The organism is Salmonella sp. NW722, from assembly GCF_051702785.1.
GTDB classification, from domain to species: Bacteria; Pseudomonadota; Gammaproteobacteria; order Enterobacterales; family Enterobacteriaceae; genus Salmonella; species Salmonella enterica.
Genome location: NZ_JAMMIN010000001.1, coordinates 497323 through 514248 on the forward strand (window position 1 = coordinate 497323; position 16926 = coordinate 514248).

Below are 16926 nucleotides of genomic sequence, written 5' to 3' on the forward strand. Positions count from 1 at the left end.
GATTGATTTGTCGCAATGATTGACACGATTCCGCTTGACGCTGCGTAAGGTTTTTGTAATTTTACAGGCAACCTTTTATTCACTAACAAATAGCTGGTGGAATATATGACTATCAAAGTAGGTATCAACGGTTTTGGCCGTATCGGTCGCATTGTTTTCCGTGCTGCTCAGAAACGTTCTGACATCGAGATCGTTGCAATCAACGACCTGTTAGACGCAGAGTACATGGCATACATGCTGAAATATGACTCCACTCACGGCCGTTTCGACGGTACTGTTGAAGTGAAAGACGGTCATCTGATCGTTAACGGTAAAAAAATCCGTGTTACCGCTGAACGCGATCCGGCTAACCTGAAATGGGACGAAGTTGGTGTTGACGTAGTGGCTGAAGCTACCGGTATCTTCCTGACTGACGAAACCGCGCGTAAACACATCACCGCTGGCGCGAAAAAAGTGGTTCTGACGGGTCCGTCTAAAGACAACACCCCAATGTTTGTTAAAGGCGCTAACTTTGACAAATACGAAGGCCAGGACATCGTTTCCAACGCTTCCTGCACCACCAACTGCCTGGCGCCGCTGGCTAAAGTTATCAACGACAACTTCGGCATCATCGAAGGTCTGATGACTACTGTTCACGCGACTACCGCAACCCAGAAAACCGTTGACGGTCCGTCTCACAAAGACTGGCGCGGCGGCCGCGGCGCATCTCAGAACATCATCCCGTCCTCTACTGGCGCTGCTAAAGCGGTAGGTAAAGTACTGCCAGAACTGAATGGCAAACTGACTGGTATGGCGTTCCGCGTTCCGACTCCGAACGTATCCGTTGTTGACCTGACCGTTCGTCTGGAAAAAGCGGCTACCTACGAGCAGATCAAAGCTGCTGTTAAAGCTGCTGCCGAAGGCGAAATGAAAGGCGTTCTGGGTTACACCGAAGACGACGTTGTATCTACCGATTTCAACGGCGAAGTATGCACTTCCGTGTTCGATGCTAAAGCAGGCATCGCGCTGAACGACAACTTCGTGAAACTGGTCTCCTGGTACGATAACGAAACCGGTTACTCCAACAAAGTACTGGACCTGATTGCTCACATCTCCAAATAAGTTGAGATGACACAGTCATTGGTAAGAGCGACTCAGGTCGCTCTTTTTTTTGCTTAAAGATATACCCGTCATACTTCAAGTTGCAGGTGTGTTGGCTATGCTTTCTCACCCGAATCACTGACGGAAGTCGAACTTATCGGGATGAATCAGGGATGTCCATGTCCCTGGCCGGAGATGACCTACGGTTGTTCAAATTCGTTCCCGATGAATTTGTCTTTCACTTGCCGCGTTACTCGGCCTGCGGCCTCGCCTCTACGGGCCAGCGCAAGCACTGGTCAAGGCACAAGCGCCTTGTCATGCAACTCGAATTATTTAGGGTTAAGAGGATTGCGTAATGATTAATAAAATTTTTGCCCTCCCGGTTATCGAACAGCTTACCCCTGTCCTTTCCCGTCGTCAGCTTGATGACCTGGATCTGATCGTCGTTGACCATCCGCAGGTTAAAGCCTCTTTTGCATTACAGGGCGCGCACCTTCTCTCCTGGAAACCCGTTGGCGAGGAAGAGGTATTGTGGCTCAGTAATAATACGCCTTTCAAAACCGGCGTGGCGCTACGCGGCGGCGTACCGATCTGCTGGCCCTGGTTTGGACCTGCGGCTCAACAGGGTCTGCCGTCACACGGCTTTGCGCGTAATCTTCCGTGGGCGCTAAAAGCGCATAATGAAGATGATAATGGCGTAATGCTGACATTTGAGCTGCAAAGCAGTGAGGCCACCCGGAAATACTGGCCGCACGATTTCACGCTGCTGGCACGTTTTAAAGTGGGCAAAACCTGTGAAATTGAACTGGAAGCGCATGGCGAGTTTGCAACCACATCCGCGCTCCACAGCTATTTTAACGTTGGCGACATCGCCAACGTTAAGGTCAGCGGACTCGGCGATCGGTTTATTGATAAAGTTAACGACGCTAAAGAAGGTGTCCTGACCGACGGTATACAAACCTTTCCGGACCGTACCGATCGCGTTTACCTCAATCCTGAAGCATGTAGCGTGATCCACGATGCGACATTAAACCGCACGATTGATGTGGTCCACCACCATCACCTTAACGTCGTAGGCTGGAACCCTGGCCCGGCGTTGTCCGTCAGCATGGGCGACATGCCGGATGACGGCTATAAAACGTTTGTCTGCGTTGAAACGGTTTATGCTACTGCGCCGCAACAAGCCACAGAAGAAAAACCCTCTCGTCTGGCGCAGACTATCTGCGTCGCTAAACGCTAGAAGTGAATGGATAACGGCGGTGCTATAGGATCTGAAAGGCGTCAGCCGCCATCAGGCATAACCTGCCGGATGGCGGCGCTTACACATTTTATCCGGCGTCACACCATATCCAACGCGGTTTTCCCTTTTGGCGCAGGCCAGGCGTTGTCCAGTAAGGCAAGTTCGTTTGCTGACAAGGCGATCTCAAGCGCCGCCGCATTTTGCTTCACGTGTTCTGTACTTCCGGCTTTCGGGATCGCCATCACGCCCGGATGCGCAATCACCCACGTCAGTAAGATTTGCGCCACCGTAGCGTTATGCGCTTGCGCAATTTCATTCACCACCGGATGATTCAGTAAACCGCTACGTAATCGGCCAGCCTGCGCCAGCGGGCTATAGGCCATCACTGGCATTCGCTGTTGTTGACACCACGGCAATAAATCATACTCAATACCGCGTGACGCCAGATGATAGAGCACCTGATTTGTCGCGCATTGCTGTCCCCCAGGGATGCGCCACAGCGCCTGCATATCGTCATAATCAAGATTAGAGACTCCCCAACGGCGAATTTTCCCCTGCGCGATTAGCCGCTCCATACCTTCAACGGTCTCTTCGAATGAAAAGCTTCCGGCCCAGTGCAATAGATAGAGATCGAGATAATCTGTTTTCAGACGACGCAGGCTTTCCTCACAGGCGGCAACTATCTTCTGGCCGCCAGCGTTCCACGGGTACACTTTTGACACCAGAAATGCCTCATCGCGTCGCCCTGCTAACGCCTCGCCCACGACCTTTTCCGCCCCGCCGTCGGCATACATTTCCGCCGTATCAATAAGGCGTAACCCCAAATCCAGCCCCGCGCGCAACGCCGAAACCTCGCGCTGACGTTGATCCGCGCGCTCGCCCATATACCATGTTCCCTGTCCGATGGCAGGAAGCGTCACCTGCCCGCAAAACGTTACGTTTTTCACTGATTTCATTTCCTTTTCAATGTCACTCGACGGTAAAACAATACAGGACTCTTAGACCCTACGGTAATGTCCGGCATCATACCGCGCAAGGGGGCGATTTTCTTGTCACTGACGAACGTCATCCGCAATCATGTCGACGATGCGGGTAATATGCGCGGCGGGTCGCTGATTCAGTAATAATTGACGCATCACATTCATATAGGGCGTCACATGTTGAAAGAACTCCAGATATCCTTTACAGAGATAATTTTGCCGTTCGCCGCCGTTTATGCAAATTCGATGTTTCGGACAACCGCCGTGACAGGCAAAGCGCCACGTACAGTTCTGGCAGCGTGAGGAAAGGTTTGCTTTAGCCGCGCCAAACTGCTGCTGAAAAGGAGAGGCCGCCATTTCTTCTAAAGAGTGTTGCTGCAGATTGCCCAGTTTATAGGCGGGAAAAACAAAATGGTCGCAGCTAAACACGTCGCCATTCTGCTCCACCAGCAAACTTTGTCCGCAGGTCGACTGCATCGTACAAAGCGTGGCGGGCTCCCCCATCCAGACGCCAAGTAAGTTGTCAAAAAGCTGTACGAATATGCGTCCGACATCGTGACGTATCCATTGATCAAAAACATCGCACATAAAGGCGCCCCACCCTTCAGGCGTGACGGAAAAGGGCATCAGCGAAGGCGAATCCTCATTGTCAGATAACGTCAAAGAACGCTGCGCTTTTTGCGCGAGCGGCTCAACAATGGGAATAAATTGCAGATGTTTACTTTCCAGTTCCTGCGTCAAAAAATGATAAATAGCGTTGCCATGACGGCATGACGCATCATTCACGACAGTGAGTGTGTTGAACTCGACATCATTTGCCTGCAGAAGGCGGATAGCATTAACGACTCGGGAAAAAGACGCCCGCCCTGACGGCGTTCTCCGGTAATTATCATGAACGACTTGCGGCCCATCAATCGATATACCAATCAGGAACTGGTGCTGCGCAAAGAAAGCCGCCCACTCTTCATTGATTAATACGCCATTGGTTTGCAGACTGTTGTAGATAGTTTTGCCGTTGGCATAGCGTTGCTGCAAGCGCACCACTTTTTGGTAAAAAGAAAGACCGCATAGCGTCGGCTCTCCCCCCTGCCAACAAAACGAGACCTCTGATGATGGCGTATCATCAATTACCCGGCGGATATACATCTCCAGCACATCGTCAGACATGACGCGCTGGCCCCGGGGTTTATCAAGATAGAAACAGTACTTGCAGGATAAGTTACACAGACTGCCGCTGGGCTTGGCTACGGTATTGAATACTATGCTCATTCGTCTTACTCGCTGTGAAGAATGGGTATAGCATAAGCGGGACGTGACAGGGCGATATCAGCCAGCATTGCAACAATTATTACGCTAATTGTTAGCGCAGTTGTAATCACCTGGATTTTTCATATAAAAGGCTAGTTTTTTAAATTGATGTAACAAAGTATAAATCACATAAGGCTGCGCCATACCCGGTCAACAGCGCATTTATGCAAGCCGTCATGTTCGCGTTTCAGACAGCACAAAGCCCGCATAACGCAGGCTTTGTCATGGTTTTTCCGGCAAATTCAATCAATCAGAATCTATAGGTCACGCCAGTAGAAAGGATACCGGTCCAGGATTTATCCACCATCGGGCTGTCGGTAATTTCATCCGACAGGCGGGTGTAGCGCGCAGTACCATATACGCTCCAGTTACCGGCGAAATTATAGTTAGCGCTCAGTTCAAGATACGGGTTCCAGCTATCGTTCGGGTTATAGCCGCGCAGGCCGCTACGCGAAGATTCTTTACGTGATACGCCGTAATAGTAATCGTTCTGGTTCTCGCTATTCCATTCAACCCCGATACCAGGCGTTAAGGTCAGCCCGCCATTGGTATACCGATACAGCCAGGCCAGATCCCAGACAATACCGTTACTGTTATCTAACGTATCCCCTGCCAGTGAGGTACGCAGGAATCCATACTGGGTATGGTGCGCGTAAGAAACGCCCGCCATCATAGTACTTTTACGCCTGTCCAGACGACGCAACTGATGGTCATCGCTGTCGCCCGGTTTGAAGTACATCGGGGACCAGTATGCCATGATTGACAACTTATCGGCATTGTCATTCCACAAGTAGTACCCGCCGCCCAGACCACGGAACCAGAAGTTTTCGCTTTCATAAGCGATGACCGGTATCGGATAAACATCGCTATCGTAATCTTTATAAGGGTGTTCAACCACACCAACGCCTGCGCCCAACGTCAGGTTGCTTTCAGCGTGCGCGACGCTGGCGGATGTTGCAATAAACACGCCAAGAGCCAGAAGTTTAAGTTTGGTCACAATCCATAATTCCTTATTCAAATGTTCTGCGGCAAAAGTGTAACCGCCAATACCTGTAAGCCCAACTATTTTACACAATGTAACCGTTTAATATCACCACCACCGATTATTTTCAGATGATCGGCTGATGATCGTTATGTGACCGGGAACGCTTTTTCTGATATCCACCAGCCTTTTCTACCTGATGAGTTATTGATATGTCATCGAAATCCACTGGCGCGTACAGGCAAGTTTTGCAAATGCCATCTACGCTTAATGTTAAGAAGGTGTATCACCGGACACGTTGATCTTCTGACCAATAAAATGGCATGAGAGTTGCTTTTTTTTTCCTTAGCAGAGACGGCGTTCAGTCTACCTCTTCCGGGAGCCTCTACTATTCATATGAACGGCTCTTAACATGTGCGAAAAAACGAAAGGATGGCATATCATGAATATATTCGATCACTATCGCCAGCGTTACGAAGCTGCCAAGGACGAAGAGTTCACACTGCAGGATTTTCTTACCATTTGTCGGCAAGATCGCAGTGCTTATGCCAACGCGGCAGAGCGGCTATTAATGGCTATCGGCGAGCCTAATATGGTCGACACTGCCCAGGAACCCCGACTTTCCCGACTCTTCTCCAACCGGGTTATTGCTCGCTATCCTGCGTTTGAAGAGTTTTACGGCATGGAAGACGCGATTGAACAGATTGTCTCTTATCTGAAACATGCGGCGCAAGGGCTGGAAGAGAAGAAGCAAATTCTCTATTTGCTGGGACCTGTGGGGGGTGGCAAATCATCGCTCGCTGAACGGCTGAAATCGCTAATGCAGCGCGTGCCAATTTATGTTTTAAGCGCCAACGGCGAGCGTAGTCCGGTCAACGATCATCCGTTATGCCTGTTTAATCCGCAGGAAGACGCGCAGATTCTGGAAAAAGAGTACGGTATTCCGCGCCGCTATCTCGGTACGATTATGTCCCCGTGGGCGGCCAAACGCCTGCATGAGTTTGGCGGCGATATTACTAAATTCCGCGTGGTGAAAGTCTGGCCCTCCATTCTGGAGCAGATTGCCATCGCCAAAACGGAACCCGGCGATGAAAACAACCAGGATATTTCGGCGCTGGTCGGCAAGGTGGATATTCGTAAACTCGAACATCACGCCCAGAACGATCCGGATGCGTATGGTTACTCTGGCGCGCTATGCCGCGCTAACCAGGGGATCATGGAGTTCGTCGAGATGTTTAAAGCGCCTATTAAGGTGCTGCACCCCTTGCTGACCGCAACTCAGGAAGGTAACTACAATGGTACGGAAGGTATTTCCGCCCTGCCCTTTAATGGCATCATACTTGCCCACTCAAACGAATCTGAATGGGTGACTTTCCGTAACAATAAAAATAACGAAGCGTTCCTCGACCGTGTCTATATCGTGAAGGTGCCTTATTGCCTGCGAATCTCCGAAGAGATCAAAATCTACGAGAAACTACTTAATCATAGCGAGCTGGCTCATGCGCCCTGCGCGCCGGGCACGTTGGAAACGCTTTCGCGCTTCTCGATTCTTTCCCGCCTGAAAGAGCCGGAAAATTCCAGTATTTACTCGAAAATGCGCGTTTATGATGGTGAAAGCCTGAAAGATACCGACCCCAAAGCCAAATCGTACCAGGAGTATCGCGACTACGCGGGCGTGGATGAAGGGATGAACGGTCTCTCCACCCGATTCGCCTTTAAGATCCTCTCCCGCGTATTCAACTTCGACCATGCGGAAGTGGCGGCAAACCCGGTACATCTGTTCTACGTTCTGGAACAACAAATCGAGCGCGAGCAGTTCCCACAGGAGCAGGCTGAGCGTTATCTGGAGTTCCTGAAAGGCTACCTGATCCCGAAATACGCCGAATTTATCGGCAAGGAGATCCAGACGGCCTATCTCGAATCTTATTCTGAGTACGGGCAGAACATTTTTGATCGTTACGTGACTTATGCGGATTTCTGGATTCAGGATCAGGAGTATCGCGACCCGGATACCGGTCAACTGTTCGATCGCGAGTCGCTGAACGCCGAACTGGAAAAAATTGAAAAACCAGCGGGTATCAGTAACCCGAAAGATTTCCGTAATGAGATAGTAAACTTTGTCCTGCGCGCCAGAGCCAACAATAGCGGCCGTAATCCAAACTGGACCAGTTACGAGAAGCTGCGCACGGTGATTGAGAAAAAAATGTTCTCTAATACTGAAGAGCTGTTGCCGGTCATTTCTTTTAACGCCAAAACGTCGACTGACGAGCAGAAAAAGCATGACGACTTTGTCGATCGGATGATGGAAAAAGGGTATACCCGTAAGCAGGTTCGTTTGCTGTGTGAGTGGTACCTGCGCGTGCGTAAATCGTCGTGATGTTAATGCCCGGTGGCGCTTGCGCTTACCGGGCCTACAAAGTAATGTTCTGTAGACTGGCTAAGCGTTAGCGCTATCCGGCACTGACAGAACAGGCGCTCAGTTGGCAGTACGGGGGGCATATGACCTGGTTCATAGACCGACGTCTTAACGGCAAAAATAAAAGCACGGTGAATCGCCAGCGCTTTTTGCGTCGTTATAAAGCACAAATTAAGCAGTCGATTTCCGAAGCGATTAATAAACGCTCTGTGACCGATGTCGACAGCGGAGAGTCCGTCTCTATTCCAACCGATGATATTAGCGAACCGATGTTTCATCAGGGGCGCGGCGGTCTGCGCCATCGCGTCCATCCGGGTAACGATCACTTTATCCAGAATGATCGCATTGAGCGTCCGCAAGGCGGTGGCGGCGGCGGTTCCGGCAGCGGTCAAGGTCAGGCCAGCCAGGACGGCGAAGGCCAGGATGAGTTTGTTTTTCAGATTTCAAAAGATGAGTATCTGGATCTGCTCTTTGAAGATTTAGCGCTGCCTAATCTGAAGAAAAACCAGCATCGCCAGCTTAACGAGTATAAAACTCACCGCGCCGGTTTCACCTCAAACGGCGTACCGGCCAATATCAGCGTGGTACGTTCGCTACAAAACTCTCTGGCGCGCCGTACAGCAATGACGGCAGGAAAACGCCGCGAACTGCACGCGCTGGAAACGGAACTGGAGACCATCAGCCATAGCGAACCAGCGCAACTGCTTGAAGAGGAGCGGTTACGTCGGGAGATTGCCGAACTACGGGCTAAAATCGAGCGAGTGCCGTTTATCGACACCTTTGATTTACGCTATAAAAATTATGAAAAACGGCCTGAGCCCTCCAGCCAAGCGGTGATGTTCTGTCTGATGGACGTCTCGGGTTCGATGGACCAGGCAACCAAAGATATGGCCAAGCGTTTTTACATTCTGCTCTATCTGTTTTTGAGCCGAACGTATAAGAACGTAGAAGTGGTTTATATCCGCCACCATACCCAGGCGAAGGAAGTGGACGAACATGAGTTCTTTTATTCGCAAGAGACCGGCGGGACGATTGTCTCCAGCGCGCTTAAACTCATGGATGAAGTGGTTAAAGAGCGCTACGACCCGGGGCAGTGGAACATCTATGCGGCGCAAGCGTCAGACGGTGATAACTGGGCCGACGATTCACCGCTGTGTCATGAGATTCTGGCGAAAAAACTGCTGCCGGTAGTGCGCTATTACAGCTATATCGAGATTACCCGCCGCGCCCACCAGACCTTATGGCGCGAGTATGAACATCTGCAGGCGACGTTCGATAACTTCGCCATGCAGCATATTCGCGATCAGGAGGATATTTATCCGGTATTCCGCGAATTGTTTCAGAAACAGAGCGCCAATCAAAGCGCATAAATAAATCCGCCCGTTCATATGTCGGGCGGGTTTTAATAAGCCTGGTGTTCGGTTTTTATGACTGAAGCAATTACCTACGAATAGTCTGAATGAAGGTATTCCAGCATATCGGGTAATTTAACCCATTAATAGAATTCCATCATGTTAATAACACCAAGGCCAAGACCAAGGCCCCAAATGTCCTGGTTGCCCCACTCCAGGAGGAACAATGTGACAGGCAGGGACTTTATCAAAAACATGATCCAAAACATGTGAAAAAGGATCATCCGCCATCGCCGACGACGTAAAACCTGCTGCCAGTAATGCAAAAAATAAAATCACAGCCATCTCTTTAAATCGTTTCATAGAGCCTCAGAACGGAAGTAAATTATTATCCTTACCACTTCACACTCCTTTCATCATCATAATAAAGGTTATTTTCTTTTTGTCACAAATAGATCAGTATTGTTGGTTAAAAATTTAGTTTTTATCACAATAGTCACACCTGAAAATATAAACAAAGCGTATTAATTGGTTTATTAAACCGAGAATGATTTTTATTCCATAACATCAACACGTTTTATTTTTAAACAGTCTATTAGAGGAATTCTCATCGCTATGGTAAACTAACGCATCCGACTTTCAGGGCTGTAGTTCATCATGAATTTGCATCATAAAGCGCTCAGGCACTTTATCTCGGCAAGCGTCATCGTTTTGACATCGTCCTTCCTGATTTACGAACTTATTGCCAGCGACAGGGCAATGAATGCCTATATGCGTTATATCATGGAGAGAGCCGATTCGTCGTTTTTGTACGATAAGTACCAGAATCAAAGCATCGCCGCACATTTGATGCGAACTTTTGAAGCGCCGGGAGACCCCGTCACCGCAGAAAAACGCCGCGCGTTTTGCGACGCCTTTGAGGCTATTAACGGTACGCACGGCGTCAACCTGACCCGGCATAATTACCCGGCGCTACATGGCACCCTGCAAACTGCCGCTACACAATGTACCGATAATCTTGATGACGCCCTTTTACTGCCTGCATTTGATCAGGCGGTAAGCATCAACCGTTCGCAGGACGACCACAGTCACGGGCTGGGCACACTGGAGCTTAAATTCCGTTATTACGTTGATTTAAATAAACATTATGTCTATTTCTATGATTTAATCAACTCACGGCGCTTCGCCATGCATCGTTGGACTTTTTTACAAAAAGGCACAATGGGTATTAACAGAAAAGATATAGATAAACTTTTTACCGGCCGTACGGTTATTTCAAGTATTTACATGGATGATATTACCCAGGAAAACGTCATGAGCTTTTTAACGCCAGTCTATCTGGCGGGAGCGTTAAAAGGTATCGTGATGGTGGATGTTAACCAGGATAATTTAAAAAATATTTTTTATACCCAGGACCGCCCGCTGGTTTGGCGTTATCTTAACGTAACACTAAAGGATATGGACTCCGGAAAAGAAATTATTATTAATCAAAGCAAAAATAATCTGTTTCAATATGTGAATTATAGCCATGATATCCCGGGTGGACTGCGCGTTTCGTTGTCCCTTGATTTAACCTATTTCCTTGTCTCGTCCTGGAAAGCGCTGGCCTTTTACTTACTGGCAACGGCGCTCCTGCTTAATATGGTACGGATGCACTTTCGGCTTTATCGTAACGTCACACGCGAAAATATTAGCGATGCCATGACCGGGCTTTACAACCGTAAAATATTAACACCGGAGCTGGAACAGCGACTGCAACGCCTGGTCAATACCGGGACGCCGGTGACATTTGTCGCTATTGATTGCGATAGGTTAAAACTGATCAACGATACCCAGGGGCACCAGGAAGGCGACCGAATTATAACCCTGTTGGCGAAAGCGATTAAAACATCGATTCGTAAAAGCGATTACGCCATTCGCCTCGGCGGCGATGAGTTCTGTATTATTCTTGTTGATTACGCGGCGGATTTGGCTATCCATCTGCCGGAGCGTATTATTCGTAACCTGCAAATTATCGCACCGGATAAGACAGTCCATTTTTCTGCCGGGATTTATAATATGCAGCCCAATGATACGATTAATGATGCCTACCAGGCTTCCGATGCGCAGCTCTATCTGAACAAACAACAAAAACAACATCGTTCATCATAGTGCTTCGCAGTAAATGTTCATATTGCACCAGGAGTGAGAAATGGCCGAAATGACTGAAGTCGCGAAGGGTGTCGCTACACACCAACGTTTAGTGGCTTTATTAACGCAGGAGAACGCGCGCTATCGTGTGGTTAGCCATGAAGCGGTAGGAAAATGTGAAGCGGTATCTGAAATACGCGGTACTGCGCTGGGCCAGGGCGCAAAAGCGCTGGTCTGTAAAGTCAAAGGCAACGGCGTCAACCAGCACGTTCTTGCTATTCTGGCGGCCGATCAGCAAGCCGACCTCTCTCAGCTTGCTTCACATCTGGGCGGCTTACGCGCTTCCCTTGCCAGCCCGGCGGAAGTCGATATGCTGACCGGCTGCGTTTTTGGCGCGATCCCGCCTTTCAGTTTTCACCCTAATCTGAAACTGGTCGCCGATCCGCTCCTGTTTGAGCGTTTCGATGAAATTGCCTTTAATGCCGGCCTGCTGGAAAAATCAGTCATTATGAATACACAGGACTATCTGCGCATCGCCCGACCAGAACTGGCAGTCTTCCGCCGCTTTCAGTCATCGCCAACGGCTTAGTCCCCTCCCTCTTCAAGGAGCAATACCGACACAACGATAATGATAAAAATGGCGAAAAACGACGCCGTAATCATCAGCGCTTCAAGAAACGGTGGATCGTACATAATTGTATCCTCAGGAAGACAACAATGACGGTTCACCTGTTAGCAATACGCGGCGTTGATGGCAATTTAATGACAACGCCGTTTTTCACGTAGAGATTGTCTTTCAGGCAGTTGCCTGAAATCCGCATCAATCGTTAAAAAGGCCTGTGCGCTTTGCCGTTTGGGCGTAAAGTAGTCAGGCTTACTTTTTGGCAAGGAAACCATGATGTTTGATGTCACTCTGCTGATCCTGCTCGGACTGGCAGCTCTGGGATTTATCAGCCACAACACCACTGTCGCCGTCTCAATTCTGGTGCTGATTATTGTCCGCGTAACCCCGTTGAATACCTTTTTTCCCTGGATTGAAAAACAGGGGCTCACCGTCGGGATTATCATTCTGACCATCGGCGTGATGGCTCCCATCGCCAGCGGAACCCTACCGCCCTCCACATTGATCCACTCTTTTGTGAACTGGAAATCGCTGGTCGCGATTGCCGTCGGCGTTTTCGTCTCCTGGCTGGGCGGCCGCGGCATTACGCTGATGGGAAACCAACCGCAGCTCGTCGCCGGGCTGCTGGTCGGTACGGTACTTGGCGTCGCGCTGTTTCGCGGCGTGCCGGTCGGCCCACTGATTGCGGCGGGGCTGGTCTCTTTAATTGTGGGGAAGCAGTAACTCGCCCGTCAGATACTGGCCTGGCGTCTGCCCCAGGCCTTTTTTAAACATGGTAATAAATGCCGTGGTGGAATCATAACCCAGCATTTGCGCCGTCTGTTGTACATTACGTCCCGCGATCAGCGCTTGTAGCGCCAGGATTAATTGCAACTGATGACGCCAGCGACGAAAGCTTAGTCCCGTCTCTTTGACGACCAGCCGGGCAAGGTTACGCTCGCTCATCGCGAATACGCTGGCCCACTGCCCTAACGTATTCCATCGCGCGGGCTCCTGCGCCATTGTCTCAACCATTTGGCGAATTTTCGGATGCCCCGATACCGGTAATTGCAATTGTTCCTGCGGCTGCTGCGGCAGTTCATCAAACAACACCTGAATAAGGCGCTGCGTTGGCATTTGCGCTCTTTCGGGATCGGTTCTGCGCGCCAGCGACAAAATCAACTCCCGGCATAACGGCGAAATTTTCAGCGTGCAGCAACGCTCTGGCATGACGACCGCCGCAGGTTCAATAAATAAAAAGCACAGCTCCGCCCCTGCGGTCACATGATTACTGTGCGGCAGCGAGCCAGGGAGCCAGACGGCATACTGGGGCGGAACCATCCACATCGCATTTTCCACCTCGCAGGTAATCGCGCCGTGCAGAGCGAGAATCAACTGTCCCTTGCGATGCTGATGGCGAGGGCTAAACAGTTCATCATCCCTGGCGCGAATACAAAAGGCCACAGCGGCATCGTGGTGAAGGTCGGGATCGTAACCGTCCAGTCTCAGGCCAATCATTATATTGTCCGATTTTAGCGATAAATTGTCATTTTAGCTTGATTCATCAAAACAGTAAAAACTGTTAAGGTATCGCCTCGCCTGACAAGATGAGAAAACGATGACGACAGCCCTTTCACCACGCGACAAACAGGGCGCTTTACTGATTGCCGGTATTTTGATGATAGCCACTACGCTACGTGTAACATTTACCGGCGCTGCGCCGTTGCTGGAGACAATCCGTTCGGATTACGGTCTTTCCACCGCCCAGACGGGCCTGCTAACAACCTTGCCGCTTCTGGCGTTTGCACTGGTTTCGCCGCTGGCGGCCGGTATTGCCCGCCGGTTTGGGATGGAACGCAGTCTGTTTGCCGCAATGCTGCTGATTTGCGCGGGTATTGCCCTCCGCTCCCTGCCCTCCGCTGCATTGTTGTTTGCCGGAACTGCCATTATTGGGTGCGGGATAGCGCTGGGTAATGTGCTGCTCCCAGGATTGATTAAGCGCGATTTTTCACAACATGTCGCCAGGCTGACGGGCGCGTACTCATTGACGATGGGCGCCGCCGCCGCGTTGGGGTCTGCGCTGGTGGTTCCGCTGGCGTTGCACGGTTTTGGCTGGCGCGGCGCGCTGTTAATGCTGATGCTGTTTCCGCTGTTGGCGTTTCTTATCTGGTTGCCGCAGTGGCGCACTACCCGCTCAGCTAACCTGAGTAGCTCCCGGGCATTACATGAACGCGGTATCTGGCGTTCGCCTTTAGCCTGGCAAGTTACTCTATTTCTTGGGCTTAACTCACTGATTTATTATGTAATTATCGGCTGGTTACCAACAATACTCATCAGCCACGGTTACAGCGAAGCACAGGCAGGATCGCTACATGGCCTGCTGCAACTGGCGACCGCGGCGCCTGGGTTAGCTATTCCGCTTATTTTGCATCGCTTTAACGATCAACGCTGGATTGCCGCGCTGGTCTCACTCTTGTGCGCAGTGGGCGCGGCGGGGCTTTGGTTTGTGCCGGGTCAGGCGGTCATCTGGACGCTACTGTTCGGCTTCGGTTCAGGCGCGACGATGATCCTCGGCCTGACGTTTATCGGCCTGCGCGCCAGTTCGGCGCATCAGGCGGCGGCGCTTTCCGGCATGGCGCAGTCGGTCGGGTATTTACTGGCGGCATGTGGGCCGCCCGTCATGGGAAAACTTCATGATGCCAGCGGTAGCTGGTATCTGCCGCTATCGGGCGTGGCGGTTCTGGCTATCATCATGGCGATTTTCGGCCTCTACGCCGGACGCGATCGAGAGATAGCGTCATAAATAAACCTGATACCCACTTGAATGCCTGATGGCGCTTCGTTTATCAGGCCTAATCCATTAAAATCATTACCGCTATCCGACAAAAGTACCGTAAGCGACACCATCACAGGAGGGAAAAATGCGAATCCAGTGTAAGCGCGTCTATTTCCCGGCGGAAAAAGACGATGGTTATCGGGTATTGGTTGACAGGCTATGGCCGCGAGGCATTAAAAAATCGGCGCTGGTCTATGATGAATGGAATAAGTCCATTACGCCCTCAACCGAATTGCGCAAAGCCTTTCATAGCGAACTGATTGATTTTAACCACTTCGCGCAGCAATACCGGGCAGAACTTGCGCAACAGCATCAAGAAGGCAAACGGCTGGCGGATATTGCCCGACACCAGCCGCTAACGTTGCTATACGCCGCTAAAGATACTCGCCAGAACCATGCCATTGTGCTGGCAGAGTGGCTACGAGAGCTGTGATTGTCGTGCCGCCGCCTGGCCTGGTTGTCTGTCCGGGGACAACGGCATCAAATGTTCTGCCCGCACCCAGGCAAAACCGTGCTGGCCATCGGCGGAGGCTACATCGCCCGTGACCAGCCACAGCGCCCGAGGCGCTTCTTTCGGCAGTAAGGTGACGTGTCCATTTACCGGGTTAATGAATTCATCTCCGGGTTGACACAGGCAAAATAGCTCAACCGATTTACCAATATTCTGCCGTCCGGCGGGTGTTTTAGCGCCAATAACTATTGCCAACGCGCCCGGCTTTAACTGAAACATATTTTCTTGCGCCGCATGAAACTCATTATCAGATTGTTCTTAATCATATCCCGTCGGACCGCAGGTTGTCACTTTTTCGTATCAGGGTGCTCTCTGCGCCATAATGTCCACTCATCAATGATTTCGCCATTGGGCAATTTGCAATCGGAACGCACGCCTTGTGGGGTCTGCACCGGCATCAGCGTACCGCCCTGTTGCTCACAGTAGACGGCTGCCGGATTAGGCATCCCAATACGCGGCGGCCTGGGGGCGTTGGGTTGCGACGATGAACAAGCGCTCAGCAGCAATACGCCTGGCAACGCAATCCACGTAAATTTCATAACGACTCCTTAAAGCGATATTTTGTCCAGGATAACCTGGCGGGTACGCTATTTCCATACTTTCTGTCAGCGCTTTAGCGGGTGTTTATCCCGGGTTAAGTCAGTAATAGCCACGCCCTGTCACAAAGCAACCGACCTTTTGTCGCTGAGAAAACCCTGCTATTCTGGCGCCCCCTGAACAGTGAAGGTAATAGCATGAGAGTGGGTATCCTCTTCCCTGTCGTCATTTTCATTACGGCAATATTATTTTTGGCATGGTTTTTTATTGGCGGTTACGCCGCGCCAGGAGCATAACCATGAGGAAAACAACGATGGTGTTGATGGGCATCGCGCTAATTGCGGCGGCGGGTACCGAACTGGGCTGGTGGTAAATTCATTTTGAATAATAAAGGCTACCTGTCGTAGCCTTTATTATCTCTGAAAGTTCTGCGTTTAGCTTTTGATTTTTCTGTAGATTAACAACACGACAATCGCGCCGATCACCGCGACTGCAAAGCTGCCGAAGTTGAAACCATCCACTTTGCCAAAGCCAAAGAACGTACTGATCCATCCTCCGACTACCGCACCAACGATCCCCAGAATGATCGTCATAAAGAATCCGCCGCCATCTTTACCTGGCATGATCCACTTAGCCAAAATACCCGCAATAAGTCCAAAAATAATCCATGAAAGAATGCCCATTTTTTCCTCACTTATGTCTTAACGTTAGCGGTTTATTTGCCGTTAAAAAGAATAGCACATCGTCAGGAAAGTGAAGTTTGTGATATCCATCACCTTTTAGCGTCGTGGATAAAAGCGCATAAATATCAGGGTTGCAATCATTAATGATAACGATTATCTTTATCAATACCGAGTGGTTGAGTTTATAACCCACCTGTTCGGTACGACATTGCTCACATTGCTTCCAGTATTATTTGCCCGCCTCACCGAGTGCGGGCTTTTTTTGCTAAC

General features: G+C 50.3%; 19 protein-coding genes. 10 read left to right on the plus strand and 9 right to left on the minus strand.

What is annotated here, in order from left to right; translation table 11 throughout:
* Window positions 1–105 precede the first annotated feature (105 nt).
* Together gapA and NA330_RS02460 are read left to right on the plus strand one after the other, a co-directional pair.
* Window positions 106–1101: a glyceraldehyde-3-phosphate dehydrogenase gene (gene gapA / locus NA330_RS02455; RefSeq protein WP_000153505.1), complete on the plus strand. Its 996-nt coding sequence runs from the start codon at window positions 106–108 to the stop codon at window positions 1099–1101.
* 334 nt (window positions 1102–1435) lie between these two features.
* Window positions 1436–2320, plus strand: coding sequence for a D-hexose-6-phosphate mutarotase (locus NA330_RS02460; protein ID WP_000608662.1), 885 nt, complete (start codon window positions 1436–1438; stop codon window positions 2318–2320).
* Between the two features lie 98 nt (window positions 2321–2418).
* On the opposite strand, the gene NA330_RS02465 is transcribed toward NA330_RS02460, so the two are convergent.
* From NA330_RS02465 to NA330_RS02475, 3 genes are all read right to left on the minus strand, one after another.
* Complete coding sequence (locus NA330_RS02465; protein ID WP_023242005.1) at window positions 2419–3276, minus strand: aldo/keto reductase; 858 nt, start codon at window positions 3274–3276, stop codon at window positions 2419–2421.
* A gap of 96 nt (window positions 3277–3372) precedes the next feature.
* Window positions 3373–4569, minus strand: a complete 1197-nt coding sequence (locus tag NA330_RS02470) for an anaerobic sulfatase maturase (RefSeq protein WP_023242004.1) — start codon at window positions 4567–4569, stop codon at window positions 3373–3375.
* Window positions 4570–4858: 289 nt separating this feature from the next.
* The gene (locus NA330_RS02475) at window positions 4859–5605 is read right to left on the minus strand and encodes a MipA/OmpV family protein (protein ID WP_000163762.1); all 747 of its coding nucleotides are present in this window, start codon (window positions 5603–5605) and stop codon (window positions 4859–4861) included.
* Window positions 5606–6032: 427 nt separating this feature from the next.
* Here NA330_RS02475 and yeaG point away from each other — a divergent pair, with 427 nt between their 5' ends.
* Together yeaG and NA330_RS02485 are read left to right on the plus strand one after the other, a co-directional pair.
* Window positions 6033–7967, plus strand: a complete 1935-nt coding sequence (yeaG, locus tag NA330_RS02480) for a protein kinase YeaG (RefSeq protein ID WP_001518010.1) — start codon at window positions 6033–6035, stop codon at window positions 7965–7967.
* A gap of 122 nt (window positions 7968–8089) precedes the next feature.
* Window positions 8090–9376 (plus strand): YeaH/YhbH family protein, encoded by a 1287-nt coding sequence (locus NA330_RS02485; RefSeq protein ID WP_000219714.1) that lies wholly within the window; start codon window positions 8090–8092, stop codon window positions 9374–9376.
* A gap of 144 nt (window positions 9377–9520) precedes the next feature.
* Here the strand turns inward: NA330_RS02485 and NA330_RS02490 are convergent, their stop codons facing one another.
* Entirely contained in the window at window positions 9521–9721 is a 201-nt protein-coding gene (locus NA330_RS02490) for a hypothetical protein (protein WP_016705258.1), read from the minus strand.
* A 294-nt stretch (window positions 9722–10015) separates the two neighbouring features.
* Between NA330_RS02490 and dgcJ the strand changes: the two genes are divergently transcribed.
* Complete coding sequence (gene dgcJ, locus NA330_RS02495) at window positions 10016–11509, plus strand: diguanylate cyclase DgcJ (RefSeq protein ID WP_023242003.1); 1494 nt, start codon at window positions 10016–10018, stop codon at window positions 11507–11509.
* 49 nt (window positions 11510–11558) lie between these two features.
* Window positions 11559–12077, plus strand: coding sequence for a YbaK/prolyl-tRNA synthetase associated domain-containing protein (locus NA330_RS02500; RefSeq protein WP_023893413.1), 519 nt, complete (start codon window positions 11559–11561; stop codon window positions 12075–12077).
* On the opposite strand, the gene yoaI is transcribed toward NA330_RS02500, so the two are convergent.
* Window positions 12074–12181: a small membrane protein YoaI gene (gene yoaI / locus NA330_RS02505; protein ID WP_000272237.1), complete on the minus strand. Its 108-nt coding sequence runs from the start codon at window positions 12179–12181 to the stop codon at window positions 12074–12076. The two genes, NA330_RS02500 and yoaI, sit on opposite strands and share 4 nt — an antisense overlap.
* 205 nt (window positions 12182–12386) lie before the next feature.
* Here yoaI and NA330_RS02510 point away from each other — a divergent pair, with 205 nt between their 5' ends.
* Complete coding sequence (locus NA330_RS02510) at window positions 12387–12833, plus strand: DUF441 domain-containing protein (RefSeq protein ID WP_000460698.1); 447 nt, start codon at window positions 12387–12389, stop codon at window positions 12831–12833.
* On the opposite strand, the gene NA330_RS02515 is transcribed toward NA330_RS02510, so the two are convergent.
* Window positions 12813–13607: an AraC family transcriptional regulator gene (locus NA330_RS02515; RefSeq protein WP_000579793.1), complete on the minus strand. Its 795-nt coding sequence runs from the start codon at window positions 13605–13607 to the stop codon at window positions 12813–12815. The genes NA330_RS02510 and NA330_RS02515 overlap by 21 nt on opposite strands.
* 100 nt (window positions 13608–13707) lie before the next feature.
* Between NA330_RS02515 and NA330_RS02520 the strand changes: the two genes are divergently transcribed.
* On the plus strand, window positions 13708–14892 hold the full coding sequence (locus tag NA330_RS02520; RefSeq protein WP_023242002.1) for a CynX/NimT family MFS transporter: 1185 nt from the start codon (window positions 13708–13710) through the stop codon (window positions 14890–14892).
* Between the two features lie 118 nt (window positions 14893–15010).
* Entirely contained in the window at window positions 15011–15358 is a 348-nt protein-coding gene (locus NA330_RS02525) for a DUF488 domain-containing protein (protein WP_023182063.1), read from the plus strand.
* On the opposite strand, the gene NA330_RS02530 is transcribed toward NA330_RS02525, so the two are convergent.
* Together NA330_RS02530 and NA330_RS02535 are read right to left on the minus strand one after the other, a co-directional pair.
* Window positions 15344–15655 (minus strand): hypothetical protein, encoded by a 312-nt coding sequence (locus NA330_RS02530; protein WP_000487126.1) that lies wholly within the window; start codon window positions 15653–15655, stop codon window positions 15344–15346. The two genes, NA330_RS02525 and NA330_RS02530, sit on opposite strands and share 15 nt — an antisense overlap.
* Before the next feature lie 68 nt (window positions 15656–15723).
* Window positions 15724–15975 (minus strand): putative hemolysin, encoded by a 252-nt coding sequence (locus tag NA330_RS02535; protein ID WP_000673492.1) that lies wholly within the window; start codon window positions 15973–15975, stop codon window positions 15724–15726.
* A gap of 195 nt (window positions 15976–16170) precedes the next feature.
* On the opposite strand from NA330_RS02535, the gene NA330_RS02540 reads away from it, so the two are divergent.
* Window positions 16171–16269 (plus strand): YoaK family small membrane protein, encoded by a 99-nt coding sequence (locus tag NA330_RS02540; RefSeq protein WP_001589065.1) that lies wholly within the window; start codon window positions 16171–16173, stop codon window positions 16267–16269.
* Between the two features lie 138 nt (window positions 16270–16407).
* Here NA330_RS02540 and NA330_RS02545 read toward each other — a convergent pair whose 3' ends face one another.
* Window positions 16408–16656, minus strand: coding sequence for a GlsB/YeaQ/YmgE family stress response membrane protein (locus NA330_RS02545; RefSeq protein ID WP_000512149.1), 249 nt, complete (start codon window positions 16654–16656; stop codon window positions 16408–16410).
* Window positions 16657–16926: the final 270 nt, after the last annotated feature.